The organism is Absiella sp. AM29-15 (assembly GCF_003434225.1).
In the GTDB taxonomy this organism is placed as follows: Bacteria; Bacillota_I; Bacilli_A; order Erysipelotrichales; family Erysipelotrichaceae; genus Hoskinsella; species Hoskinsella hominis.
The window spans coordinates 266,777-292,020 of sequence record NZ_QVFL01000003.1 but is presented as its reverse complement, the minus strand read 5'-3'; the positions used below and the strand labels follow the sequence as shown (position 1 = coordinate 292,020).

The 25,244-nt window shown below is 35.2% G+C and carries 22 protein-coding genes; 3 read left to right on the top strand and 19 right to left on the bottom strand.

All coding sequences use genetic code 11. From position 1 onward, the window contains the following. From DW761_RS05140 to DW761_RS05125, 4 genes are all read right to left on the bottom strand, one after another. Positions 1 to 1,381, bottom strand: a 1,381-nt coding sequence (locus tag DW761_RS05140; RefSeq protein WP_158553752.1) for an AAA family ATPase, incomplete at its 3' end; no start/stop codon positions are given. Positions 1,382 to 1,481: 100 nt separating this feature from the next. Then, positions 1,482 to 1,775: an endonuclease NucS domain-containing protein gene (locus DW761_RS05135; protein ID WP_158553751.1), complete on the bottom strand. Its 294-nt coding sequence runs from the start codon at positions 1,773 to 1,775 to the stop codon at positions 1,482 to 1,484. Between the two features lie 15 nt (positions 1,776 to 1,790). Beyond that, the gene (locus DW761_RS05130; RefSeq protein WP_117516608.1) at positions 1,791 to 3,059 is read right to left on the bottom strand and encodes an AAA family ATPase; all 1,269 of its coding nucleotides are present in this window, start codon (positions 3,057 to 3,059) and stop codon (positions 1,791 to 1,793) included. Positions 3,060 to 3,205: 146 nt separating this feature from the next. Beyond that, entirely contained in the window at positions 3,206 to 4,054 is an 849-nt protein-coding gene (locus tag DW761_RS05125; RefSeq protein ID WP_117516607.1) for a radical SAM/SPASM domain-containing protein, read from the bottom strand. A gap of 112 nt (positions 4,055 to 4,166) precedes the next feature. Here DW761_RS05125 and DW761_RS05120 point away from each other — a divergent pair, with 112 nt between their 5' ends. Further along, positions 4,167 to 5,507 (top strand): uracil-xanthine permease family protein, encoded by a 1,341-nt coding sequence (locus DW761_RS05120; protein ID WP_117455339.1) that lies wholly within the window; start codon positions 4,167 to 4,169, stop codon positions 5,505 to 5,507. A gap of 17 nt (positions 5,508 to 5,524) precedes the next feature. On the opposite strand, the gene DW761_RS05115 is transcribed toward DW761_RS05120, so the two are convergent. The 7 genes from DW761_RS05115 to DW761_RS05085 form a co-directional block, all read right to left on the bottom strand. After that, the gene (locus tag DW761_RS05115; protein WP_117516606.1) at positions 5,525 to 5,941 is read right to left on the bottom strand and encodes a YjdF family protein; all 417 of its coding nucleotides are present in this window, start codon (positions 5,939 to 5,941) and stop codon (positions 5,525 to 5,527) included. 135 nt (positions 5,942 to 6,076) lie between these two features. Further along, complete coding sequence (locus DW761_RS05110) at positions 6,077 to 8,647, bottom strand: calcium-translocating P-type ATPase, PMCA-type (protein WP_117516605.1); 2,571 nt, start codon at positions 8,645 to 8,647, stop codon at positions 6,077 to 6,079. Positions 8,648 to 8,747: 100 nt separating this feature from the next. Beyond that, positions 8,748 to 9,200: a hypothetical protein gene (locus DW761_RS05105; protein WP_117455333.1), complete on the bottom strand. Its 453-nt coding sequence runs from the start codon at positions 9,198 to 9,200 to the stop codon at positions 8,748 to 8,750. A gap of 1 nt (position 9,201) precedes the next feature. Beyond that, positions 9,202 to 10,281: a cell division protein FtsZ gene (gene ftsZ / locus DW761_RS05100; protein ID WP_117455331.1), complete on the bottom strand. Its 1,080-nt coding sequence runs from the start codon at positions 10,279 to 10,281 to the stop codon at positions 9,202 to 9,204. A gap of 22 nt (positions 10,282 to 10,303) precedes the next feature. After that, the gene (locus DW761_RS05095; protein ID WP_117455329.1) at positions 10,304 to 11,563 is read right to left on the bottom strand and encodes a cell division protein FtsA; all 1,260 of its coding nucleotides are present in this window, start codon (positions 11,561 to 11,563) and stop codon (positions 10,304 to 10,306) included. 157 nt (positions 11,564 to 11,720) lie between these two features. Beyond that, a complete protein-coding gene (locus DW761_RS05090) occupies positions 11,721 to 13,151 on the bottom strand; it encodes a cadherin-like beta sandwich domain-containing protein (RefSeq protein ID WP_158553750.1) in 1,431 nt (476 codons plus the stop codon). Positions 13,152 to 13,166: 15 nt separating this feature from the next. Then, on the bottom strand, positions 13,167 to 15,296 hold the full coding sequence (locus DW761_RS05085) for a glucosaminidase domain-containing protein (protein WP_117516602.1): 2,130 nt from the start codon (positions 15,294 to 15,296) through the stop codon (positions 13,167 to 13,169). Positions 15,297 to 15,528: 232 nt separating this feature from the next. On the opposite strand from DW761_RS05085, the gene rpmB reads away from it, so the two are divergent. Together rpmB and DW761_RS05075 are read left to right on the top strand one after the other, a co-directional pair. Continuing rightward, positions 15,529 to 15,720 carry a 50S ribosomal protein L28 gene (gene rpmB / locus DW761_RS05080; protein WP_117455323.1) on the top strand — a complete coding sequence of 64 codons (192 nt, stop codon included), beginning with the start codon at positions 15,529 to 15,531 and terminating at the stop codon, positions 15,718 to 15,720. A gap of 64 nt (positions 15,721 to 15,784) precedes the next feature. Beyond that, complete coding sequence (locus DW761_RS05075; RefSeq protein ID WP_117516601.1) at positions 15,785 to 16,672, top strand: diacylglycerol/lipid kinase family protein; 888 nt, start codon at positions 15,785 to 15,787, stop codon at positions 16,670 to 16,672. Between the two features lie 34 nt (positions 16,673 to 16,706). Here DW761_RS05075 and DW761_RS05070 read toward each other — a convergent pair whose 3' ends face one another. From DW761_RS05070 to DW761_RS05035, 8 genes are all read right to left on the bottom strand, one after another. Then, positions 16,707 to 18,329: a nucleoside kinase gene (locus DW761_RS05070; protein WP_117516600.1), complete on the bottom strand. Its 1,623-nt coding sequence runs from the start codon at positions 18,327 to 18,329 to the stop codon at positions 16,707 to 16,709. 68 nt (positions 18,330 to 18,397) lie between these two features. Then, on the bottom strand, positions 18,398 to 19,006 hold the full coding sequence (locus DW761_RS05065) for a thiamine diphosphokinase (RefSeq protein WP_117455317.1): 609 nt from the start codon (positions 19,004 to 19,006) through the stop codon (positions 18,398 to 18,400). Next, complete coding sequence (gene rpe, locus DW761_RS05060) at positions 18,994 to 19,656, bottom strand: ribulose-phosphate 3-epimerase (protein ID WP_117516599.1); 663 nt, start codon at positions 19,654 to 19,656, stop codon at positions 18,994 to 18,996. The genes DW761_RS05065 and rpe overlap by 13 nt, the downstream gene beginning before the upstream one ends. A gap of 17 nt (positions 19,657 to 19,673) precedes the next feature. Further along, entirely contained in the window at positions 19,674 to 20,543 is an 870-nt protein-coding gene (gene rsgA, locus DW761_RS05055; RefSeq protein ID WP_117516598.1) for a ribosome small subunit-dependent GTPase A, read from the bottom strand. Beyond that, positions 20,540 to 22,273: a Stk1 family PASTA domain-containing Ser/Thr kinase gene (gene pknB / locus DW761_RS05050; RefSeq protein ID WP_117516597.1), complete on the bottom strand. Its 1,734-nt coding sequence runs from the start codon at positions 22,271 to 22,273 to the stop codon at positions 20,540 to 20,542. Before pknB ends, rsgA begins: the two co-directional genes overlap by 4 nt. Next, positions 22,257 to 23,003 (bottom strand): Stp1/IreP family PP2C-type Ser/Thr phosphatase, encoded by a 747-nt coding sequence (locus tag DW761_RS05045; protein WP_233512191.1) that lies wholly within the window; start codon positions 23,001 to 23,003, stop codon positions 22,257 to 22,259. The genes pknB and DW761_RS05045 overlap by 17 nt, the downstream gene beginning before the upstream one ends. Further along, entirely contained in the window at positions 23,003 to 24,055 is a 1,053-nt protein-coding gene (gene rlmN, locus DW761_RS05040; protein WP_117455307.1) for a 23S rRNA (adenine(2503)-C(2))-methyltransferase RlmN, read from the bottom strand. Before rlmN ends, DW761_RS05045 begins: the two co-directional genes overlap by 1 nt. A gap of 84 nt (positions 24,056 to 24,139) precedes the next feature. After that, positions 24,140 to 24,922: a hypothetical protein gene (locus DW761_RS05035; RefSeq protein ID WP_117516596.1), complete on the bottom strand. Its 783-nt coding sequence runs from the start codon at positions 24,920 to 24,922 to the stop codon at positions 24,140 to 24,142. Positions 24,923 to 25,244: the final 322 nt, after the last annotated feature.

Here is a 25,244-nt window from a genome sequence, read left to right as displayed (position 1 = left end):
CTGGATATCCTTTTTTCTTTGGTGTAAACAAATAATCTACAAAACCTTTACCTAACTTATCTTCCCTTGTGACTTCATAATAATTTCTTGCATATAGATAACATAAAGTGATTACACATGATAGACTGTTTTCATTATTATATTGCAAGAATGGTATTTCTCGATCATGTGCTTCTTCGATATATTGTGCTACTTTTTGTCCATCCAATGCAATTGTCGCATCTAATACATTTTTAGAATTATTGACGATATCTGCAACACCACCCATACTTTCTCTTTTCAATACTCTTTGAAATTTTTCCATCAATTCATGATTTGGTATGCGTAAGAAACCATCATGATATGATAAGAACCCAAAGACCACCATGGCTGATAATATCTCATCACGACTATCTAATTGTAATTGAGATGCAGCATACCCTTCTAATTCTACTTCTATAGGAATACCTGCCACCATTTTCACGATATCTTCTCTTACCTCATCTACATTATGTTCTATATATTCTGCAATTTCATTCATTGGACCTGTTTCTGTCCAATAATTCTTGCATTTTCCTTTTTGTAACGCTAATGACACAGATCGAGGATTAAACAAACTTTTCCCTTCACTGGTATAATATCCATCATACCAGTATTTTAATTCTTCATATCCTATACTACTCATCTGATTACATAATTCTTTTACTTCATCTTCATGAAATCCAAAATATAAATCATATTCATCATCATTCATGAAATTTAATTCATCAAACATATTCAATTCAGATCCGCTAGAATACTTTGCGATTGGTAAAACGCCGGTCATGTACGCTAATTCAACATATGTCTTACTTTTTAATAACCCTCTCAAAAATTCTAAATACTCTTTTTTATTTTCGTCTGTCATAAATTTTTTATAAAAAATACTATCCCATTCATCCATTATAAAAATGAAGTTATCTTTCGTTGCATAAAACAGTGTACTTAGCGAGTCATCTGTCTTTCTGACTTTAATATTATAATAGTCTATGAGATCGCTTTTCACTTTTTCATATATACTTGTAATATATTGTTCATAAGAATTACAATTTTGTGGAACACTACTAAAATCAATATAAATCACATGATGTTTATTGATATGTTCTTCAAAAGATGCCGTTTTTGCTATTTTCAAATTTTCAAATAACTCATGGGTATCATATCCTTTTGTATAATACGCACTAAGCATTGCTGCATTGATTGTTTTTCCAAATCTTCTAGGTCTAGTAATACAATAATAACAATCTTCACTACCAATTACATCATTAAATTTATCAATCAACATACTTTTATCCGCATAGATTTTTTTCTTTAATACTCGTTGAAATAATTCTACAGGAATATCCGTATCTAGATAATACATATCCATCGCCTCATCTCTTTTTATATTATAGACTATTTTTTCCTCTTTTACTATGAAAAAAGCATTATCTAAATAATTCATTAGACAATGCTTATCATTCCTATTTATATTTTTCAATAATACAATCATGATGTTTATGCTCATCTGCATCTGTAGAATAATTGATACCAACTAACAATATCTCATCAAAATCTTTTACTCGTTCTACATAGTTTTTTCTTTTAATTTGATCAATTGCCTCTTCTGCGCTTTTATTATATTTCAGTTCCAAGATGATTGCCGGATATCCTTTTTTCTTTGGCGTAAACAAATAATCTACAAAACCTTTACCTAACTTATCTTCTCTTGTGACTTCATAATAATTTCTTGCATATAGATAACATAATGTAATCACACATGACAAGCTATTTCACTCTGTGCACCTGTCGGCGTCGTTATTATATTGTAAGAATGGTATTTCTCGATCATGCGCTTCTTCGATATATTGTGCAACTTTTTCTCCATCCATCGCGATTGTCGCATCTAATACATTTTTTGAATTATTAACGATATCTGCGACACCACCCATACTCTTTCTTTTTAACACTCTTTGAAATTTTTCCATTAATTCATGATTTGGTATTCTCAAGAAACCATCATGATAGGACAAGAACCCAAAGACCACCATGGCGGATAATATCTCATCCCGACTGTCTAAGCGTAACTGTTCTGCGCCATATCCTTCCAATTCTACTTCTATAGGAATACCTGCCACCATTTTCACGATGTCTTCTCTTACTGCATCTACATTATGTTCTATATATTCAGCTATTTCATTCATTGGCCCTGTTTCGGTCCAATAGTTAAGACAGATGCCATCTATTAATGCTGATGAAACAGATCGTGGATTAAATAAACTTGAACCATCTGATTTGTAATATCCATCATACCATTTTTTTAATGTTTCAAATGAAGGCTTCGTGTATTTCTTAGTTAATTCAATAATTTCCTCTTCATCAAACCCAAAATAATCTTCATAAATCCTATCGTTCATAAAATTATATTCTTTAAACATATTCAACTCAGATCCGCCAGAGTATTTTGCGATTGGTAACACTCCTGTCATATACGCCAATTCTACGTAAGGTTGATCTTTTAATAATCCTTTCAAAAATTCTAGATAAGCTTTTTTATCCTTTTCTTGCATAAAATCTTTATAAAAGATACTGTTCCACTCATCCATAATAAAAATAAAAGAATCATTTGTGTCTAAAAACATTTGATATAAATAATCATAGCTTTTTTCTGAAAGTTTTGGATATATGTTCATCAAATCCTCTTTAATTGTTTTCATAATGCTATCAATATAAGTATGATATGAATCACAATAATCTGGCATTCTACTAAAATCAATATAGACCACATGATGTTGATTAATATGTTTTTCAAAAGATTCAGTTTGCGCTATTTTCAAATCTTTAAATAACTCATGTGTATCATATCCTTTTGTGAAATACGCAGCCAGCATATTCGCATTCATCGTTTTCCCAAATCGCCTAGGTCTGGTCACACAAACATATTTATTTGCTGTTCTGATTCTTTTTTGAATTTCTTCAATCATCAACGTTTTATCGACATATAAACTATTTCGATATTCTTGAAAATTAATGATCGGTGTATCAACATCCAAATAATACATAAGCACACTCCCCTTCTTCTTTTAACCATAATCTTTGTCTATATTATAACTTCTTACATAACGAATAACACACTTAATGTCTATTAATTATATAAATATAGATATTTAAAAATATTAAAAAAATGCAATATATGAATAATCATATATCACATATGTTTTACATCCTTAGAAAACCGTAATCGATAACTACATCTTTGACATAATTCCTCTTTAACTTCTTGCTTTGCGAATGCCTGTACCATATCTATGACACGTTTTGAGGAAAGAATTTCTTTCATTGGTGTTTCAAAGATATTGCCTAAACAAATATCCGCTTTACTGTCTAAACAGCAAGGAACGACATCTCCATTTGATAAGATTCCACACATTTGTTTCATGCCAAGACAATATCCCTCATCGCCTACATATGGATGGTTCCTATCTGGCCATTCAAATACTTCATCAAAATGTAAAAAGGTGTAATCCGATAAACGAACAGATCCTTTTTCAATCTCTTTGATCTCACATCGATATAAAGTTTCCAGTTTTTTCACAATCGCTTTTGTGGCATCATCTAACATACCATGCTTCATACACCATAAACGATAACTTACAAAACATCCCTTTTGAGCAAGCAGTTTTCCCACCATAACAGCATTTTCTATGTATGCTTCCTGCATGTGCTGTGGAAAACTATGGAGGGATATATTGATTTGACGTATCTTGGAGGATAATAAAATATCCGCCTTTTGTTTCAACAAGGTGCCATTGGTTGTCATGTTTACCATGATATTGGACTTCTCACATATAGAAAGGAATTGTTTTAAATCCGGATGTGATAAAGGTTCTCCCATCACGTGTAGATATATATATTTGGTATATGGCTTGATTTGATCAATCACATACGTAAATTCTTCGATTGTCATCATTTTAGGTTTTCTTTGATTCTGTATACAAAAACTGCAGGATAAATTACAGGTATTTGTGATTTCTATATATATTTTCTTAAATCGCATGCTATCACCTGTTCCATAGTACCATAAATTTGTAAAAAAACCTATATTCAAAATTTAGATTACAGGGCATTTATGGTATACTAATGTAGGTTTTAAATTAAAAGGAGTCTATATGAAAAAAATATTTGAAGAAAAAGTAGAGGAAATGCCGCTTATTCTGGATGAGAATGAGTTTCATGAAGAACCTGCAAGTCAGATGATTCTTGATGTAAATGAACGTCCTGGCAATCTGCAATGGCTGTTTCTAAGTTTCCAGCACGTGTTTGCGATGTTTGGCGCAACCATTCTGGTACCTACGTTAACCGGCCTTCCCGTCAGTGTTGCCTTATTTGCCAGTGGTATTGGTACATTGATTTATACGGCTTGTACGAAAGGCAAAGTTCCAGTATATCTGGGTTCATCTTTTGCGTATATTACTGCTGTACAAATTGCGATTGAAGCATTGGGTGGTAATCCAAGTGCTGCACAGACTGGATTGATGTTAGTTGGTCTGATTTATGTCATTGTTGCGATTATTGTGAAGTTTATTGGTAAGGATTGGATCGATAAATTACTACCACCAATCGTTATTGGTCCAATGATTGCGGTAATTGGATTAGGCTTGGCAGGAAATGCTGTTAAAAATGCCGGCTTTGTGGAAGGTGGCGATCCTAAAGCGATGATTGTTGCACTTGTAACCTTTATGGTTGCAGCACTTATTTCCACAAAGGCAAAAGGATTCTTTAAAATTATTCCTTTCTTAATTGCGATTTTAGTTGGTTATATTTTATCTGTATGTTTTGGCTTAGTTGATTTTACTCCAGTGATGGAAGCGAAATGGTTCGCATGGCCTGAATTTATACTACCATTTCATTTGGGTAACTTTAAAACTTATGAACTGTATTTTGGACCTGAAACACTTGCAATCTTGCCGGTTGCCTTTGTGACAATCGCAGAACATATTGGAGATCATACGGTATTAGGTAAAATATGCGGTAAGAATTTCTTAAAAGATCCAGGATTAGATCGTACATTGATGGGTGATGGTATTGCCACTGCCGTATCTGCATTCTTGGGTGGTCCTGCCAATACGACATATGGTGAGAATACCGGAGTCATCGGTATGACAAAAATCAGTAGTGTCTATGTTACCGCCGGTGCTGCATGTATTGCGATCATCTTATCTATGGTACAAAAGATTTCAGCCTTTATATCTACTATTCCTGTATGTGTACTGGGTGGTATGAGTATTCTGCTTTATGGTGTGATTGCCAGCAATGGTTTACGTGTATTAGTAGATAATAAAATTGATTTTGGTAAACAGCGCAATTTGGTCATTGCCAGTGCGATGCTGGTGATTGGACTTGGTGGTGCCATTCTTCCAATTGGAAGCTTCATGACTTTATCTGGTACTGCATTGAGTGCTTTGGTTGGTATTATCTTAAATCTTATCCTTCCAAAAAGTGAAGCATAAGTAAGAAAGCATCAGGGTTATCTGCCCCGATGCTTTCTTTTCTTTTTCTGCTGTTTTTTCTCAAACCGTTCTACTTTTTGAGCTGATACATCCTGATGATGCTCCTTTTTCTGTTGTATCAGAAATGCTTGCATGGCCTTTTTGTAAGCATTCTGTGATTTGGTGGATACGCAAGGCTGTTTCATCTGTTTTGCTATCTCTCGAATTGAACGTTTGGGATTTTTGTGTATGGATTTCTCCACCACATTGTCTGTCGAACAAAAACGTAAATGGTCATAGTGTTGAATGATCCAATGATATACCTCCTGATCATTAAATTCTTTTGGTATAACATTTTGTGAAATCATCTGTCGATCATCCACATATACCTCTACCCAAATGATCCAGAAAGGATCTTCAAAGAAAACACGCAACACAATTCCTGCTTTGTCCATATGACTTCCTCCTTATATGCTGCAAACACAAAGAAGGGACGACCAAGGAGGAGGGTTACTGATATCCATAAAGGATATGTCTGGACTACCAACCAGACTGTGTTTTCATCTTTGCTACATTAAGGATACCATATCTTATTTATCTTTCGCAATCCATTTACTGATTTCATTAATGAGGATCACACTCATGCTTAATCCAAATACAATGCCCCATTCTACGATAGTTAATGATACTGTTTTAAGCAATGTATGGAAGATAGGCAATTGACAAACTGTAATCTGTAACACTAATGATAAGATTACAGTTAATATCAGCCATTTGTTTTTGAAGATTCCTACCTCAAAGATGGAATGGCGCATACTTCTCAGATTTAATGAATGAAATAATTGTGACATGGATAAAACCATAAAAGCCATTGTCTGTGCTTTTTGAGAACTTGTGGTCAAACCATATCGAAAAGCTACTAAAGTAATCGTTCCGATAAAGAAGCCATTCATTAAAGTAAAGATCATTCCACCATGTGCAAATAGACTTTCTTCTCGATCTCTTGGCTTTTCAGACATAATGTATTGATCCTTTGGATCTACACCTAAAGCAAGAGCTGGAAAAGCATCGGTCACCAAATTGACCCATAGAATTTGAATCGCACTTAAACAGGATACCACCTTTGGCATAAACACAATCGCAAGGAATAAAGACATGACTTCCCCAATATTACAGCTTAACAGGTATAATACTGCTTTCTGAATATTCATATAAATATTTCTGCCTTGCTCCACTGCCATAACAATTGTCGCAAAGTTATCATCTGCCAAAATCATATCACTGGCCTGTTTACAGACATCCGTTCCTGTTTTCCCCATTGCGATACCAACATCAGCATTTTTCAGGCTTGGCGCATCATTAACGCCATCCCCTGACATAGCGACAACATCTTTACGTTTCTTAAATGCATTCACAATACGTACTTTATGTTCCGGTGTTACCCTGGCAAATACACAAATATTGCTGATTTTATCCTTTAATTCCTCATCACTTATTTCATCCAGCATTCTTCCTGTCATTACCTGATCGCTACGTTTCGCTATTTTCAGCTGTTTTGCAATTGCAAAAGCTGTTAAGGGGTGATCGCCGGTAATCATGACGACACGAATGCCTGCTTGATGACACAGTTGAATGCTGTCTTTTACTTCCTCACGAGGTGGATCAATCATTCCCGCAAAGCCCACAAAACACATCTTTCCTTCAATCGCATCTTCATGCGCACTTTTCATTGTTTTTCTAGCCAGTGCTAGTACACGCTGTGCATCTGAGCTGACCTGTTTGCTTGCTTCTAAAATACGATTTTTTTCAAATGCACTCATGCGTACCTGTTTTCCATCTATGAGTACGGTTGTGCATAACTCCAATATCTTTTCTGGAGCACCTTTGGTATAAGCAATATATCCTTTATCACTTTGATGAACAGTGGTCATGAGTTTACGGGAAGAATCAAAAGGTATCTCATTCACACGAATATAATTACGTTCACATTCAGCTTTATGCATTCCCTGTTGTTCACAATATGTTAATAACGCTGCTTCTGTAGGTTCTCCCATGACTTCTTCACTGACGATTGCATCATTACATAAAGCAAAACCACGCAGCAGCTCATCATTTGATTTTTGAAGAATGCCATCGGCATAGGTACTGACTACCTTCATATGATTTTGTGTCAATGTGCCTGTTTTATCACTGCAGATCACGCTGATGGAGCCTAAAGTTTCTACTGCATGAAGTTTACGGATAATCGCATGGTTTTTACTCATGACCTGAACACCTAGTGCTAAAACAATAGTAACTACTGCAGGAAGTCCTTCCGGTATTGCCGCAACCGCAAGCGAGATGGATAACAACAACATATCAAATAGATTTCTACCCTGTAGTACCGCTACAATAAACATTGCGATACAAATACCAACAGATAAAATACCTAACAGTTTCGATAAGTATGCAAGCCGCATTTGTAATGGTGTTGGATCTTCTTCATGTTTTGACAGCATGCCGGCAATATGGCCAACTTCACTATCCATACCACAGCGAACAACAACACCTCTCGCCTTTCCATATGTAACATACGTAGACATAAATACCATGTTTTTCTGATCATGTAAATCCACTACATCATCATATTCAGCTTCACAATCTTTTTCTACTGGAACACTTTCTCCCGTTAATGTACTTTCTTCTACTTTTAAGTTTGTTGCCTGAAGCAAGCGGATATCCGCAGGAATATAATTTCCAACACTCAGTTCAATGATATCGCCAACTACCAGATCTTTAGAGTCAATCTCTTTTAGATATCCTTCCCGGATAACACTGGCTTTGGGGGATGATAATTTTTCTAATGCATCAATTGCTTTTTCAGCTTTGAATTCCTGTACAACGCCAATGATTGCATTCAAGATGATGACCACAAAAATGATAGATGCATCAATTATTTCATGTAAGAAAATTGAAATGATTGCCCCAATAATCAAAATGATGACCATCGGATCTTCAAACTGCTCAATAAACATCTGAAGTGGTGTTTCTTTTTTTTGTTTTACCAGTTCGTTTTTTCCATTCTTGGAAAGTCTTGTTTTCGCCTCCTGTTCACTTAAGCCGATATTCTCATCACTGCCTAATTTTTTTAGAACCTGATATCGATTCATACGATATGGCATATGTGATCCCTCCTTCATAGTAAAGACTATGGATATATGAAAGGAATTATGAACACTTCGACAAAAGGAGTCAAAAAAAGGATAACCAAATGCGGTCATCCTAACTGATTCTATCTTTCTTCTTTTTGAAGTTTTTTACCTTATCACTTAAAACATCTTCTAAATGATCCATAAACATTTCCAGTTCATTTAAATGATAATGCTTTGGAAATAAATCAAAATAGATTCGTTCACAGGTATGTGCTTCTACATCATATTCTATACAGCTTCCACTAAAGGTCTGTACGCTGTCAAAATCTTCTAAAGCAAGAAAACTGCTTCTTAAATTTCCGCGTATTCCATGAATGTCGAATACTGCAGGACTCTGTAGTACCACAAGATCAGATGATATTTCATCTTTAAAATGCTTGATTTCTTTTTCATATGTGTGGGTACTACTGATTAATATAATCCCCTGATTCAGATGTTCAATTTTATTCAGAAAACGTTCCAGCATTTCTTTAGAAAAAGGACTGTTCTGAAAAAAACTGTCATCGATATAATAAACTTTCATACTATCTTCTGCTGAAGAATGATGGGATACCTTCATCATCGTCATCATCAACAGGTTCCTGATAACGTACTTTTTCTACTTCAGGACGTGCAGGTTTTGCTGCTGGCTGGGTAAATGCAGGCTTTTCTTCTTCCTGAGGCATTTCAAAACCAGTAGCGATGACTGTAACAATAATGCTGTCACCTAAGTTTTCATTAATTGCGATACCAAAGATTGCATCAATATCGTTTCCAGCAGCTTCACGAATGACTGCCATTGCATCTTCTGCATCAAATAATGTAACTGATTCTCCACCAGTGATATTGACGATTGCATTCTTAGCACCTGAAATCTGTGCTTCCAATAATGGTGATTGAATAGCTTTTTCTGCAGCGATTTTTGCTTTATCTTCACCATCTGCCATACCAATACCGATTAACGCAGAACCCTGATTTTCCATGATTGCACGAACATCCGCAAAGTCCAGGTTAATGAAGGCAGGTACAGCAATTAAATCTGTAACTGTCTGAACTCCCTGACGTAATACGTTATCTGCAGCCTGGAATGCTTCAGTCAATGGTTTTCTGCCAATAACTTCAATCAGATTATTGTTTGATACGATAATCAGTGAGTCAACATACTGACGTAATTCCGCAAGTCCACTTTCCGCAGACTGTAAACGTTTTTTCCCTTCAAATGTGAAAGGTTTTGTGACAATACCCACCGTTAATGCACCTTCATCTTTTGCGATTTTCGCAAATAAAGGAGCAGCTCCGGTACCTGTACCTCCACCTAAACCAGCAGTGATAAATACCATGTCACTGCCTTTGATTGCTTCACGAATTTCATTTTCACTTTCTTTTGCGGCCTGGCGTCCTACTTCAGGATTTGCACCAGCACCTAAACCATGTGTTGTTTCACGGCCTAATACAATTTTATTTTCTACAGGAGAATTCTTTAATACCTGTAAGTCAGTATTTGCAACATAGAATTCTACACCCTTTACACCTTCGCTTACCATTCGGTTGACAGCATTGCATCCGCCGCCTCCGATTCCGAATACTTTAATATTTGCCACTTGTTCAAATCGTAAATCTGTCATAAAAACAATTCCTCACTCTCTCTTATTTATCGTTATTTAGTAAAATACTTTTTAGTTTTTTTGTAAATCCGCCTTCATCATCCATGGCGCTCTTTTTTGTTACACTTTCTACAGCATTTTCTACTTCATAGATATCACAACTGATTCGTTCATCTTTACGAATATTTAAAGCTTCTTTCCAGCTATAGAACAATCCAAGACATGCGACCAAAGAACAATCTCTGGCACCAATTGTCTGAGGTACATAAATTGTTGCTTTTGCGTTAAAGTTTGGAAGAAGTTGCTGTAATGATTGAATTTCACAACCTTCTCCAGTAATCAGATAGCGAACATCTCCACTTTCAATAATTGGAAGACATGCTTCATTGACCATTTCAATCCATGCTTTCAGATATGGCATAATAGCTTCCTGGACGCCTTTTTCACTTATCTGTTTTTGTTCCCCAAGTTCACTCCATATGTAAATGACATTATCTTTGACGATATCATCTAATAAATTACAAGTATTTTGTACTAAACGAAAACCTATACTGTCTTTTAAATGATAATCTTCCCTTAAGCTTGTCAGCCATTTTCCATAACCATCCGACAACACCTCACAATTTACTAGTTTACCATGTGTAAATAAGGAAAGTGTTGTATTCTGTCGAGCAATATCAATTAATACCACATATTTGTCCACTGTCTGTTCAAAAACCGCAGCTTCCTGTGCAATCGCATAAGAATCAAGGCAAATATCTAATATTTCTAAACCAGCTTTCTCAATACATCTGGCATAGGAATATACAACATCTTTATTTGCGTATAATAGATCCACGTCCATAATCATCATATCTGCACTCTCATCAATTGGCATCTTTCTGGATGTGATTCCATTTGTGATATATTTAATGCATCCTACATTGACTAATTCAAGTTCAGGATTTGGTTTATATGTAATTGCTTCATTTAACCCACCCTGTATGTGTGATAGACGAATACGTTTACTTCCACTTTCTGGATAAACGTTTACACGTCTATTATGACGTTCTACATCTACGCTTGGAATCGCAACCAATACGCGTTCAATTGTGAATTCCAATGCTTCATTTGCTTGTTTAACAACCTTACGGATTCCGTTAACAACATCTTGCTCATCTGTGATTCTCTTGTTTTCAACACCTTTGACAGGGGTTCTCTCTACACGCAAAATATTGAATCTAGTATCAAAAAATTCACCAACTACGAGCCTTATTTCATGATCCGCAATTTCTACAGCAGCATAAATTTCTTTCTTAATCACTAGGCTAGACCCCCTTAGTATAATGTTTCATTTCATTCTTTATAATCATACCATAATTTCACAGGTTTAAAAATACTTTCGGAAGAAAACTCAAGCTTTTTTTTATATTTTTTTAAAGCCTTTTCATTCTCCAAAAGAAAAGAGGACAAATTTGTCCTTATTCATCCTCTTCCTCTATATGGAATCGATTTTCATAATCTTCTTTTTCAATATCAACTTTTTTATGTTTTACCTTTGGTTTTCTACCATGGAAAAAGAAATAACCAGCAAGTCCTAGACATACCACACATCCAGCACCCAATCCATAAATCACATACATCAAAGTCTGTTCTTTGTTTTCTTTTTCCTTTACATATGCATCATATTTTTCCTGGGAAATGGCTGCAGCATTAGAAAATCTCTGCAGTGTTTTTTCTTTACTGTCATATTGATAATATACTTCTTTTCCATTTTGATCTAATGCATAAATAATCGCAAAATCTTTAAAAGATTCATCTTCAAATGTCCATCCTGGAAACTTCACTTTATCCACTTCGATTGTTGTAAATTTCATATTGGAACGTGTTTGAAGATTAGCTGGAACATTTACAATAATCAGATTCTGTCCTAATACACCAACCGGTTTATAAATAGATGTCACTTTCTGTGTCTTTTCATCATAGATATAAAAGTTATTTCCATCATCCCCATTTAAATATAGCAATGTGATATTTTGGGTTTCACTCTTCCATGCTGGAACTTCTGTATTGTTAATTTTTATTTTAGTTTTTTCAAATGCTTTATTGTCAATCGCTGCACCTTTTACATTTGTGAATACATTCAGTTTTTTATCACCCATGGTAAGTGTTGCGACTGCTTTTTCCTGCACATAAGCTTTAATAGTATACACAGTTGTAGAGCCATCCTCAGCAGTAACTGTTACATTTATAGCGTTGTCGCCATCTTTTACTTCAATCTTACCTGTACCGGATACACTTGCTTTTCCATCTTTTGCTTTCGCACTGACGTTAATGCTTTTTGTACCTTCTGGCAGATTTAATTTGTAAGATGTAGTCCCTGCCTTAAATTCTGGAGATAATTTTCCTTCACTTACACCCAGGGAAACAAGGGAACTATCACTGCTTTTAGTTTCCTTTGGTTCTTCTTTTGGTGTTTCCTGTTTTGGCTGTTCGGGTTGTGTATTTGTAGAAGAACTACTACCACTTCCATTGTCATTAGAAGGTGAAATTACATTAAATACCACACTTCCACTAACTGGTTTATCATCAACACCATCCGACACCTGTCCAGAAAAACTTACAGTGGCTGTCCCTGTAGCAGTAACCTTATAAGTCAAAGTATTAGATTCATCAGAAAAGCCCATAGGCTCTGTATTTCCACTCATAAGAGTTAAATTCCCTGAGTTAGCTACTAAATAAGTATATGATTTTACTCCAGAAACAGAGATTGTAACAGAAACTGTATCTCCAACGTAAACAGTTCCTCCACCACTTATAGATGCTGAGGCTGCTTTAATATTGGTAACATTAAAACAAAATAAAGATAACCCCAAAAGTATAGTTAACACTATTTGATTAATTTTTTTCATTCGCATTTCTCCTCATTACTGCTGAATCTTTTTTATGTTTAAAATATCTTGTTTAATATTATATAACGAAGTCGCTCCAGCGCTTCCATTGGATAGTTTTCCAGCTTCTAAATATGCACCACTTAATTGAGTTTTATTTAAAATATGCTGTTGAAGATAGTATAAATCGGTTGCTCCAATACTACCATCTCCATTAACATCTCCAGATATGACTACAGAATATTTTTTTGAAGAATTATTTGTTGTCACGTTGATTTTCATTCCAGTAGCTATTTTACCACTTGTAATTGTTTTATCATTAGCATTTATTACTTGAACAGATTTAACCCCAGAAACTGATTTGATTTTATTAATCACTTTACTTACATCTGATCCTACTGAAAATTTACTCATATAATTTCCATTAACTCTATAACCAGCTTTTTTTATAGCATTATCTGGCTTAATCATACTCGTTGCATCTGATTCATTATTATCTGTTGTACTGTTATTGCCTTTTTGAATGACATTAATCAAAGAAGCATTTACATAACCATAATCATGTGTGAAATCATAAGCACGTTTAATATCTAGATTGGTACGATCTGCGTTTAATGATCCATCCGTTTGTATTTTATACCACGTTGTATTGCCATTGACACTTTCACCAGTTACCTCTCCAATAATCACAAAAGGAAATCCTGTAACTCCTGTATTTCCACTGCCATTGCCTGTTGTATAGATGGCATCAGAAGAAGTAGTTGCTTCTTTTCGAATATTGATTGGTGAGTTGGTTGCGGCGATGCCCAGTGTATACTTACTAGAATCATCTTTTCCTGAAGAAATCTCAAGATAGTAGCTTTGTGCAGCGGCTTTCTCTCCCCAATAAGGATCAGATGCGTATTTTACATTCATGCCACTGGCTTTATCACCTAAATGCGGTCCAAAATATCGCCAGTCTGCTGGATCTAAATAGCCTTTATCCACATATACTTCCGCATGATATTTGATACTGTCAGAAACATTTTTATATCCATTTGCCCCATAATATGGATTACTGTCTACAGCACCATGTCCAAACAGATTATTCTTATCATTGGCGATTTTACTTTGTCCCCAGGCACTTTCATTAATCGCAACACCATACATCAAAGATGCATTGGCGCTATAAATATTCTGGTTATCAATAAAATATTGACCAGCGTTTGTCATTTTTGAAGTTTTCCCATTTAACACATCGTTTACACGTTTATTTAAGTCTGCACCTGTGAACGTTGTTTTTGTACGATGAGAAAGGAACTGATAATAATTGTAAAACGGCTGATTTGCGTTCACTGCACGTTTACTAACACCCGCTTTATAATCTTCAATCATATTTCCATAGCTTGTATAGAAATAATGTCCATCATAGCTATAGTATTTTTTATTTGCTGATAAATAAGATGGAGCTGTTCCCATCAACTGTGTAGAAGCAGTAGAATCATTATAGATTCCTATGCTTACATAATGATACAGATTTCCATTGGATACTTTATAATGACTCAATGTCAGATTATCACTATAAGGAACAATCTGTACATCTTTTTTATCCACAAGTCCAGTTACTCCAGCCATACGAAATTTTACTTTACCATTTGATTCAGTACCCAGATAAGCAGCATCTGCGGCATATCCACCAAAGGTATAACCAGTGGTGCCCGTGCCTACTTCTCTATAATCTGTAGTGTCATTTTTGGTATTAAAGTTTACCACACTATAGCCAGAATTGCTTAACAGCTGACCATTACTGTACACTTCTACATCTCCAACACTACGATATAATGCACGTCTTGTCATTGCATCATTGGCTTCTTTAAAGCTATCATATTCCCCTAAGGTAAAGCTATCTTCTCCACGCCTCATCTTTAATTCATATATAGCATCATCAGATTGTGCCTTTTTTAATTCATCTTCCATATCGTTGATTTGAGGCTCTATGTAAGATACGTTACCATTTTCATCCATGCTTAAGAAAAGTCCAGTCTGATCTTCATAAGACATTCCCTCAAGTTTCTCTTCATTTTCCTTGTTTTCATCGGCATATAGCAACTGAGAAGGTACCCACAAAGAACATGCCAGGATGCCACTCAGCGATAACCCAATCAAGATTTTTGTCTTCCCTTTCATACATATCACTGTCCTTATTTAATTTATCACAAAAATATCTCACATTAATTCTATACGATATAGTGCCAAAAAGCAATTGACAAAATATGTGAAATCACTTACAAAAGCATAAAGTAAAGGGATTTTGCATATTTTCTTGCAAAAAAATAATTTTCGTCTTGCATTTTCATCACGTAAATGATATGATATCTAAGCAAATTATGTTTAGTATTGTACGGAAGGAGGTAACGGTATGTCAAAAGTTTGTGCAATTACAGGTAAAGGACCTTTATCAGGTAATAAACGCTCTCACTCTATGCGTGCTACTCGTCGTAACTGGAATGTGAATTTACAGAAAGTTAAAGTCGTTGTTGATGGAAAACCTCAAACGATCCGTATTAGTGCTCGTGCATTGAAAACATTAAAAAAGAAAAACGCTATCTAAGAGTGATATAAATGAAACAGGGTAACCTGTTTTTTTTATTATTTTTGTATGATATAATATAAGCATGGAAATGAAGAAACATATTGTATTAATCAATGCGCATGCGCATACCAGAAAAATCAAAAAGCTGTTGGCTGAAATGGAGGATACGTTTCGTAAACAGCATTTTTCGTATGCCTTCTATACAACGAAAGATACAGATAATGCCATTCATATCATGCAAACACAAAAAGAGCCATGCCGTTTTTATATATGCGGAGGAGATGGCACGCTGCATCAGGCTGTTCATACACTTCTGCATACTGCACATGAAGTGGTATTACTGCCATGTGGAACAGGAAATGATTTTTCAAGAATGTTGTATGATCATAAAGATGTGTTTGCACATTTTCGTAAAAGTTTAAATCAACAGGCACAGGCAATTGATATTTTACAAGTGAATGATACGGAATGTATCAATGCCGCATGTTTTGCATTAGATCATGATATCGCCAATCATGTACATGATACAAACTGGCATTTGATTCCAAGAAAGCTCGCATATCTGATGACTGTATTACGCAGAATCTTTGTATATTCATATCCTATTCTCTCAATTACATTAGATGGGAAAAAAATATTTGAAGGAAAAGCCATCTTTGCGACCTGTAACAATGCCAGATTCTATGGTGGTGGTTTTTGTATGACACCGAATGCTTTATTACAGGATGGGAAAATGGATATCTGTATTATTGAGGGATTTTCTAGATGGAAAATCATACCGAAATGTCCTGCCTTACTGACAAAACAGCCACAAAAGCTGAAAGAATGTCACCTGTATCAGGGAAAAGAAGCGATCATTCATACCAATCAGGGTGTGAATCTGGATGGTGAAATCTATCAGGATCAGGATGTACATATCAAAGTACTGCCTCAGGCTTTTCAATTAGTAAATGAATTAAAATCATTTTAAAAAGGACTTGTGATTGAACACAGGTCCTTTTCCTTTACCCTACATCAAAGATACTAGTACCTAAGAATTCCGCAAGAATGGAGCTTTTTGGTACTGCTTTTTCATCTCCATCTTCAAAGTATTCTAATAATTTTTTTAATCGATTTGCCTCTAAATAAGTTGGATCATTTATTGGTACCTGATCTAATAAAGGAATCACGATTTTCTTTAGGATACTTAATTCATATACCATACTGGTATTAAAAATCATATTTGTTTCTTCTTGGAATGGATAGATAAACTTATCTTCATTATCTCTGACATTCTTCCAGAAGGAAATGGTTGATTTTGCGTCCCAGCCACGGGATTGATGATCTCTTGCGATACGGCGAATCAAACGATAATCACTGGTTGGAATACGATTATGACTATCTAAGTTCATATGTGTTAATGCATTGATATATATCTTATATTTTGCATCTGGTGGGATATAGGCACTTGTCTTTGGATTTAACCCATGAATCCCTTCTATAATCAGAATTTGATCTTCATCTAAAATAGTCGGCTTGTTTTCCCATTCACGCATACCAGTTTTGAAATTGAATATTGGCAGCTGTACAGGTTCTTTATGCATCAGTTTTAACATGACATCATTAAATAAATCCAGATCTAAGGCTTCCAAAGAATCAAAATCATAGTTTCCATCAGGTAATATAGGACAATCTTCTCTATTTTTATAGAAGTTATCCATGGAAATCGGTAATGGTTTTTTGCCTAAAATCTTTAAATGAATGGATAAACGTCTGGAAAATGTTGTTTTTCCTGCACTGCTTGGTCCGGCAATTAAGATAAACTTGGTATTTGGATGATGATTTACGATATCATCTGCGACAAAACCTAATTTCTTTTCTACCATGGTTTCACTCATTAAAACTAATTCATCCATTTTTCCTTCCTGAATGGCTTGATTTAACTGTGCAATATCACTGACATGTATCATTTCACCCCATCGCTCAAATTCCTGAAAGACCTGAAACAGTTTCTGTTGATCTTCAAAATGATGATTTGCGGATAACCAAATACCTGAAGCATAAAAGCGGATAGAGAAATGTTTTAAATATCCTAAATGAGGCAACATAATACCATAAAAATAATCATGAATATCACAAAGTGTATAAATGCTGCTTTCTTTACTTTTGCGTGTATCTAATAGGGATGCTTTATGCTGCATACCTATCCCATTGAAAAATGCCACGGCTTCTTTTGTTGGCACAACGCTGCGTTTGATTTCTTCCTGTCGATCGATTAGTTCCTGCATCTTTTTTTCAATTTGTTTAACATCTTTTAAACACAAATATGGTTGTTTTTCCACTTCACAGAAAATACCGCCACTTAATGCATGTTGAAGATGTACATTGCTTTGTGGAAATAAAAGTTTTACGGCAGCAATAAAAGCGAAATGTAAAGTTCGCTCATATATCATTTTTCCTGTTTCACTATCCGCATAAACAAGTACCATCGTACCTGATTCTTTTAACTGATAGCGTAAATCTCTTAATTTTCCATTATACATAACTGCATATATTTGATCTTTATCCTTACACTTGTAAATAACCTCTTCCACTGATATTGGTTCTTCTTTTGTTAATGTATTTCCTTCTAATTGTATTTCCAACATGTATTCATCTTCTTTCTTTTCTTTATTATACCTTATTTTTCTAAATTTTAGACCAGAAAAAGAAAAGACTAGGCATCCCTAGTCTGAATCATTAATACTTTGCCTTTATGTATGGTGATATCCGCTTCCTCATGTATAATCTCATTGGATACTGTATAAATATCTTTTGTGGAAATTTCTTGTTTAGAAAGTGGATATGCCACATTTTCTTCACTGATACAACTGTCGCATAAAGCTAAGAAGCTTAAATATTGATAAGCATCTTTTTTTACCTTGTAGTGTCCTTCTTTCAACAGCTGTATACGATTTTGTTCATTCATTAAAATGATGGGATATTCTCGATGTATTAATAGGTAAAGGTTTGCTAATTCATGATCGATTCTTCCACCAAGACCGCCATATAGTATGATTTCCTCATACTGATGCTCCATCGCATAAAAGATTGCGACTTCTGTATCTGTTTCATTTTTATGTGCAGGAAGCGGCATGATATCTGTAGCTTTTTCAATCATCGCTTTTTCTTCATCGTTTACACTATCGAAATCCCCAACCGCACATACCATAGGAATATGCTGTTTGATACAGGAAATAGCGCCATGATCAATGCCAATATAGTCGTACCCTTTTAAAACAGGAACATTTTGACTCATACCTGCCACTAATATTACTTTTGACATAACAGCGAATCCACAGCTTCCTTAATATTCTGTTTAAAGATATAACTGCCAGCAACTAATGTATCACATCCAGCTTCTACTGCCAGTTTACCTGTTTCCGCATTGATACCACCATCAATTTCGATACGAGTATCATAGTTATTTGCTTCGATTTCTTTACGCAGTTTACGTACTTTATCTAACATATCTTCCATAAAAGATTGTCCCCCAAAGCCTGGCTCTACACTCATAACAAGTACAAGATCCATTTCTGATAAATATGGCAGTAATGCATCCACATCTGTTTTTGGTTTTACAGAAACCCCAGCTTTTACCCCAGCAGCACGAATCTTGCGACAAAGTGCAATACAAGCTTCGATATCTTTTACTGCCTCTAAATGGAATGTTACCATATCAGCGCCAGCTTTCACAAAAATTTCAGAAATCATTTCTGGATTATCTACCATGATATGTACATCCATGAACAGATCACTGCATTTTTTAAAGCCTTTTAGAATATCTGGGCCAAAGGTTAGATTTGGCACAAAGTGTCCATCCATGACATCAAAATGCATCCATTTGGCGTTGCTTTCATTTAATTCCTTCAGCTGTTCACTGGTATTTGCATAGTCTAATGATAAGATTGATGGCGCAATAACTAATTCCTTCATATAATCCTCTCCTCTTCTTAATATTTTGGTTTTCCTGATTTGATCATTGCTACGATTTCTTTATAATGTTCATAGCGTATTTTACTGATTTTCCCAGCTTCCACTGCTTCCTGTATCTTACATCCGGGTTCATTGATATGAATACAATCATTAAACTTACAAGAATACAAGTAGTCTTTAAAATCAGGAATACATTCTTGTAAAGTCATGACATCCATATAACTAAAATCCATAGAAGAAAATCCTGGTGTATCTCCAACCCAGCCTTGTGCCACTTCATGTAGTTCACAATGACGTGTAGTATGTTTTCCACGTCCCAAGGCTTTACTGATTTCCTGTGTTTGAAGTTTAAAATCTGGTTCTATACGATTCAACAAAGAGCTTTTCCCAGCACCACTTTGTCCAGTCAATACACTGATTTTTCCTTTTAAGGCAGCACATAATTCTTCTGTAGCATAACCTTTTCCACTTTCATATACCTGATATCCGCTTTTGCGATAATCTTCAATTTCCTGATGGATGGGATCATCTTCACGAATTAAATCCAGCTTGGTAATACATAAAATCGGTGTAATATTGGCATAAGCAATCTGAAATATCAAACGGTCAATCAATGTTGTGGAAAAATCTGGATCCTTGCATGACATCACGATAATTGCCTGGTCTACATTGGCAATAGCTGGACGTTTTAATTCATTCTTACGCTTTTGAATTTTTTGTATCCCAATCTGATCAGAAAAATGTTCTATGGTCACAATATCACCTACCACAGGTGCGTATTGTTTTCTAAGTTTTCCCATCGCCACGCATAAATGACGATTGCCTTGTTCATCTAATACTTCATATTGATTAGATATGATCTTTATAATTCTTCCCTGTTGTTTCATGGCTGATAGTAATACAGCATGATATATGCCTCTCCCTCTTGTGTATATTGTGTGCCTTCTGCCGGATCACAGCTGATGACAACATCGTACTTAATTGTTTTTAATTCTTCTTCACTTAATTCTGATGTAGATAATGGTGATGATACAACCACAAAGCCTTTTTCACCCAGTTCTTTTGTGACATCTTCTACTTTTCTTCCCACGATATTCTCTAATTTCATGGTTGGTTTTGCGGTAACGGTAAAGGTGATGGTTTCTGTTTTATCAGGATCTAGTTTATCGCCTTTTTGATGTCCTTCCTGTTTTGTGATATATCCAGCTTTTTTATCCACAGCATATTCATAATTTACTTCCACTTTCAGATTCGGATTTTCTTTTGAAAGTTTAGCGACTACATCATCATACAATTCATTTGTATAATCACCCACTACAAAGTAAATACCTTTGCTGATGGTTAGTGTGAAATGCGTTCCTTTTTTCGCTTGTTCTCCTATTTCAGGACTTATGGAAATTACTTTGCCTTTTTCCACATCATCACTTAATTCTTCTTTGACTGTAATATTTTCCGCATCAAAGCCACTTAACTTTAAAGTCTGCGTAGCATCACGCTGTGTCACATTCAAAACATCAGGTACTTCAAAACTTTTCTCTGTATGAAACACACCTGATAGTAATAAAATTGCCACTGTTACACCAATGCAGATCAACGCCAGTAATACAACGATGATAACTTTGGTATAACTTTTACGTGGTGGAATTTCTTCCTCATCATCTTCATCATCCATTTCCACAATCTTTTGTTTTGCTTTATTCACCATTTTTTTACCAGTTACCTGTTTCTTGGATGTCATAACCATTGTTGGATCTTGTTCTTCTTCAAAAACCAGTTTTTTTACATCACGATATTGTGGCAATAAACATAAATCCAGATCATGCAGCATTTCCTCAGCGCTTTGATAACGCAGTGATCGATTTTTTACGGTTGCTTTTATGATAATGTTTTCCACTGACTGTGGAATCGTTGGATTAAATTCTATTACACTTGGCACTTCTTCACGTAAATGTTTCATCGCAATCTGTACAGGATTATCTCCATTAAAAGGAACACTTCCTGTCAATAATTCATAAAATACGATTCCAAGTGCATAGATATCCACCTGATTGGTTGGTGTTTCTCCACGTGTTGTTTCAGGTGCTAGATAATGCGCGCTGCCTAAAACTGCATTGGTCTGTGTCAATTGGACAGCATCATGTGCCAAAGCAATCCCAAAATCGGTAATCTTTACAGTACCATCATCTTTTACCAACACATTTTGTGGTTTGATATCACGATGAATAATATTGTTTTCATGGGCATGTTGAACAGCACTTGTCAGCTGAATCATAATATTGACTGCTTCATCTGCCTGTAAAGCACCTCTTTGTGAAATCAACTGTTTTAATGTTCTACCTCTCACATATTCCATAACGATATAGTGGCGGCCTTCATATTCTCCCACATCATATACATCCACCACATTGGGATGATTCAATTTACTGACCGCATTGGCTTCTCTTTGAAAACGCAGCAATGCGACTGGATCTTTTCCAAGTTCCCCACGCAAGATTTTTATTGCGACTTCACGGTTTAAAATCGTATCTACTGCAAGATAAACATCCGCCATACCACCTTCACCCAAAGCAGTGACCAGCATATAGCGTTCCGCAATTATCTTATTCATTTCCCCCATCCTCCTTTTCAATTACGATGACACTGACATTATCATAGCCACCGGCATCTAAGGATAGTTTAATTAAAGCATCTACTTTATCTTTTACATTACGATTGGATTGTAAAACATACTGAATGTTATGTTCTGGAACATATCCATGCAAGCCATCACTACATACCAAAAGTGCACACCAGTCGTTTTTTATTTTATTGATATCAATACGCATACTGTTCCAGATTCCCAATGCATTGATCAATACATTGCGATTTGGATGTTTTGCCGCTTCTTCTTCACTTACTTCTCCACGCTTTAATAAATCCGCAACATAGGAATGATCTTCTGTCAAACATAAGAAATCATCCTGATACAGTCCATATGTACGAGAATCTCCCGCATTAAAGATATAGGTGTTATCCTCCTGAGTCAATACTCCCACAATGGTTGTTCCCATTCCTTTTAATTTTTCATCCCGTGTAGATTGCGTAAATACCATATCATTGGCTTCCTGAATCACTTTTTCCAGCCAGCGTTTCACATCCTGATCATTTTTTAATTCTTTGCAGGATAAGAAAGCCTCTTTCATATGGTCTACCGCCATTTTACTGGCAACATCACCAGCATTTCCACCACCGATGCCATCACAGACAACCGCTAACAGCGCATGATGAGCGTTCTCCATAATACATAAACTATCCTGATTATTTTTTCTTCGTAATCCCTGGTGACTGGCACCGTAATATTTCATCATCATCGCTCCATTTCTTTTTCTTTTCTTAAGTGTTTTACACGCAGCTGTCCACATGCCGCATCAATATCTGCGCCATGCTCTTTACGTATGGTACAACGCACACCTTTTTTCATCAGGGCATCATAGAATACCATTGCTTCTTCATATTTTACACCTTTAAAACCATTTTCATCCACTGCGTTATATGGAATCAGGTTGACATAGGCATTTAAACCTTTCATTAACTTCGCTAATTGATCCACATGTACCTTTTGATCATTCACACCCTTCAACAGGATATATTCAAACGTTAAACGACGATTGTTTTCACTTGCATATTGATGAATTGCCTTCATCAGTTCTTCTAAAGGATATGCTTTATTTATTGGCATCAGCTCATTACGCAACTCATTGTTAGGCGCATGTAAAGAAACTGCCAGATTGTATTGGGTATGTTCTTTGGAGAATTCATAAATTTTAGGCACAACTCCACATGTGGAAATTGTAATATGACGTGCACCAATCCCTAAGCCACGATCATGATTCACCGTTGATAGAAAATTCATAACATTTTCATAGTTGTCAAATGGTTCACCTGTACCCATAACTACGATATGACTTAAACGATCCTGCGTTTTATCCAGATCCTGTTGTACATACAGCACCTGTGCTACCATTTCACCACTTGTCAAATTTCTTTTTTTCTTCGTTAGTCCACTTGCACAAAAAGCACAGGCCATATTACAACCGACCTGGCTGGTTACACAAATGCTCTTCCCATAATCAAACTGCATCAGTACACTTTCAATCAAGGAACCATCTTCCAAAGCAAATAGATATTTACAAGTTCCATCACTTGATACCTGTTTATCACGTAACTCTAAAGGCTTTAACTGATAGTTTTCTTTCAGCACTTCTCTTGTATCTTTTGATAAATCACTCATATCATCAATGGATGTGACACGTTTGCGATACAGCCATTGAAAAATCTGATGTCCGCGAAACTTTTTCCATCCATGTTCTAAAGCTAATTCACTCATTTCTTCATAATTGAAATCATATAAACTTTTCATTTTATCACCGCTTATTATTTTAACATAGAAACGCACAGAGAACATATACAAAACACGATTTTAAGGAAACTTTTAGATTTGTATTTATGAATCATCCCAATCTATACCATCATTTATAAAACTAATGGACATCACTGTTTTTGTATGTGGTAAATAATCCACAATACAATACCCATCCTGTGCATCATCACGCATTTTATAACTGGAGGAATCAAAAATCCACAAATCTCCAAACTCATCATACCCTTTTATCTGCGTATAAAATATGCTTCTTGAAGTATGTTTACGCATGCTGCTGCAATGGAAAAGCATGACTTGATCTGGTTCGTCAAGATAGGTTAAATCTTGTAAATGGGTTATGATCTCCACACCTCCCCCAATTATAGAAAATATCCCCATTCCTGTAAGTAATAACATAAAAACAAGGGATATCATACCATTGGATACTGTTTTAAGTTTCCACCATCGTTTGATTTTTGGAAAAAGGATAATCATAGCGATAAATGAAAAGATGCCAAATACAAAAATGATCCAGTCCTCTGCTTTCCCCCTGTCTGTTTCAAATGGTCGAGCAATTGCATACATTCCAATAACAATCCATATAAAGGCAACGCATAATAACACAAATTTCAAAACAAGCATCCCCATATCCTGAAAACTGGCATGATTGTATTGATCTCTTTTCTTCAACATATGATAAGTTATAAAACAAAAGACAGCACCTGCACATAAATAAAAAATCGCCCTTACAAAGCCCAAATAAAAACCTAAACGTTTATCAACAAAATGAAAGGTAATTGTAATCACAAAACAAATACATAAAATAAGCGATACCGTTAAAATATTTAGCTTTTTTTCTCTATTCAAATCTTTTCACCTCTTTATACTGTATTGTTAAATGATACGAAATATCCACATAAAAAGCTATGATTTTTTATTTTTTCAGATATACAGTATCACTTCTGTAAGATTCTTTATATTTTTACACCTTATTTCCAAAAACTATAAAATTATATGTATGGAATAAGATGTCATAAAGCATAGTTTCATTAGCTGAAATAAAAACAGTGCTTGGCTGTTTTATTTGTAAATTAATGATTGTAATTCTTCCAATGTATCACATGTAAATATAAGATCAGCTATTTCTTCTAGTTGTGAAGAATTTAAGGAACGCAGCCAATCACTTGCA

Bases quoted from the DNA above. Each gene is read 5' to 3' on its own strand.
- DW761_RS05045 (WP_233512191.1), bottom strand. From the start codon at position 23,003: ATGATGAAATATTACGGTGCCAGTCACCAGGGATTACGAAGAAAAAAT.
- rlmN (WP_117455307.1), bottom strand. From the start codon at position 24,055: ATGAAAAGTTTATATGATTTCAATTATGAAGAAATGAGTGAATTAGCT.
- DW761_RS05130 (WP_117516608.1), bottom strand. From the start codon at position 3,059: ATGTATTATTTGGATGTTGATACACCGATCATTAATTTTCAAGAATAT.
- DW761_RS05125 (WP_117516607.1), bottom strand. From the start codon at position 4,054: ATGCGATTTAAGAAAATATATATAGAAATCACAAATACCTGTAATTTA.
- DW761_RS05075 (WP_117516601.1), top strand. From the start codon at position 15,785: ATGGAAATGAAGAAACATATTGTATTAATCAATGCGCATGCGCATACC.
- ftsZ (WP_117455331.1), bottom strand. From the start codon at position 10,281: ATGACAGATTTACGATTTGAACAAGTGGCAAATATTAAAGTATTCGGA.
- pknB (WP_117516597.1), bottom strand. From the start codon at position 22,273: ATGGGGGAAATGAATAAGATAATTGCGGAACGCTATATGCTGGTCACT.
- DW761_RS05090 (WP_158553750.1), bottom strand. From the start codon at position 13,151: ATGAAAAAAATTAATCAAATAGTGTTAACTATACTTTTGGGGTTATCT.
- rpe (WP_117516599.1), bottom strand. From the start codon at position 19,656: ATGAAGGAATTAGTTATTGCGCCATCAATCTTATCATTAGACTATGCA.
- rpmB (WP_117455323.1), top strand. From the start codon at position 15,529: ATGTCAAAAGTTTGTGCAATTACAGGTAAAGGACCTTTATCAGGTAAT.
- rsgA (WP_117516598.1), bottom strand. From the start codon at position 20,543: ATGAAACAACAGGGAAGAATTATAAAGATCATATCTAATCAATATGAA.
- DW761_RS05065 (WP_117455317.1), bottom strand. From the start codon at position 19,006: ATGTCAAAAGTAATATTAGTGGCAGGTATGAGTCAAAATGTTCCTGTT.
- DW761_RS05070 (WP_117516600.1), bottom strand. From the start codon at position 18,329: ATGTTGGAAATACAATTAGAAGGAAATACATTAACAAAAGAAGAACCA.
- DW761_RS05115 (WP_117516606.1), bottom strand. From the start codon at position 5,941: ATGGACAAAGCAGGAATTGTGTTGCGTGTTTTCTTTGAAGATCCTTTC.
- DW761_RS05120 (WP_117455339.1), top strand. From the start codon at position 4,167: ATGAAAAAAATATTTGAAGAAAAAGTAGAGGAAATGCCGCTTATTCTG.
- DW761_RS05110 (WP_117516605.1), bottom strand. From the start codon at position 8,647: ATGCCATATCGTATGAATCGATATCAGGTTCTAAAAAAATTAGGCAGT.
- DW761_RS05105 (WP_117455333.1), bottom strand. From the start codon at position 9,200: ATGAAAGTTTATTATATCGATGACAGTTTTTTTCAGAACAGTCCTTTT.
- DW761_RS05085 (WP_117516602.1), bottom strand. From the start codon at position 15,296: ATGAAAGGGAAGACAAAAATCTTGATTGGGTTATCGCTGAGTGGCATC.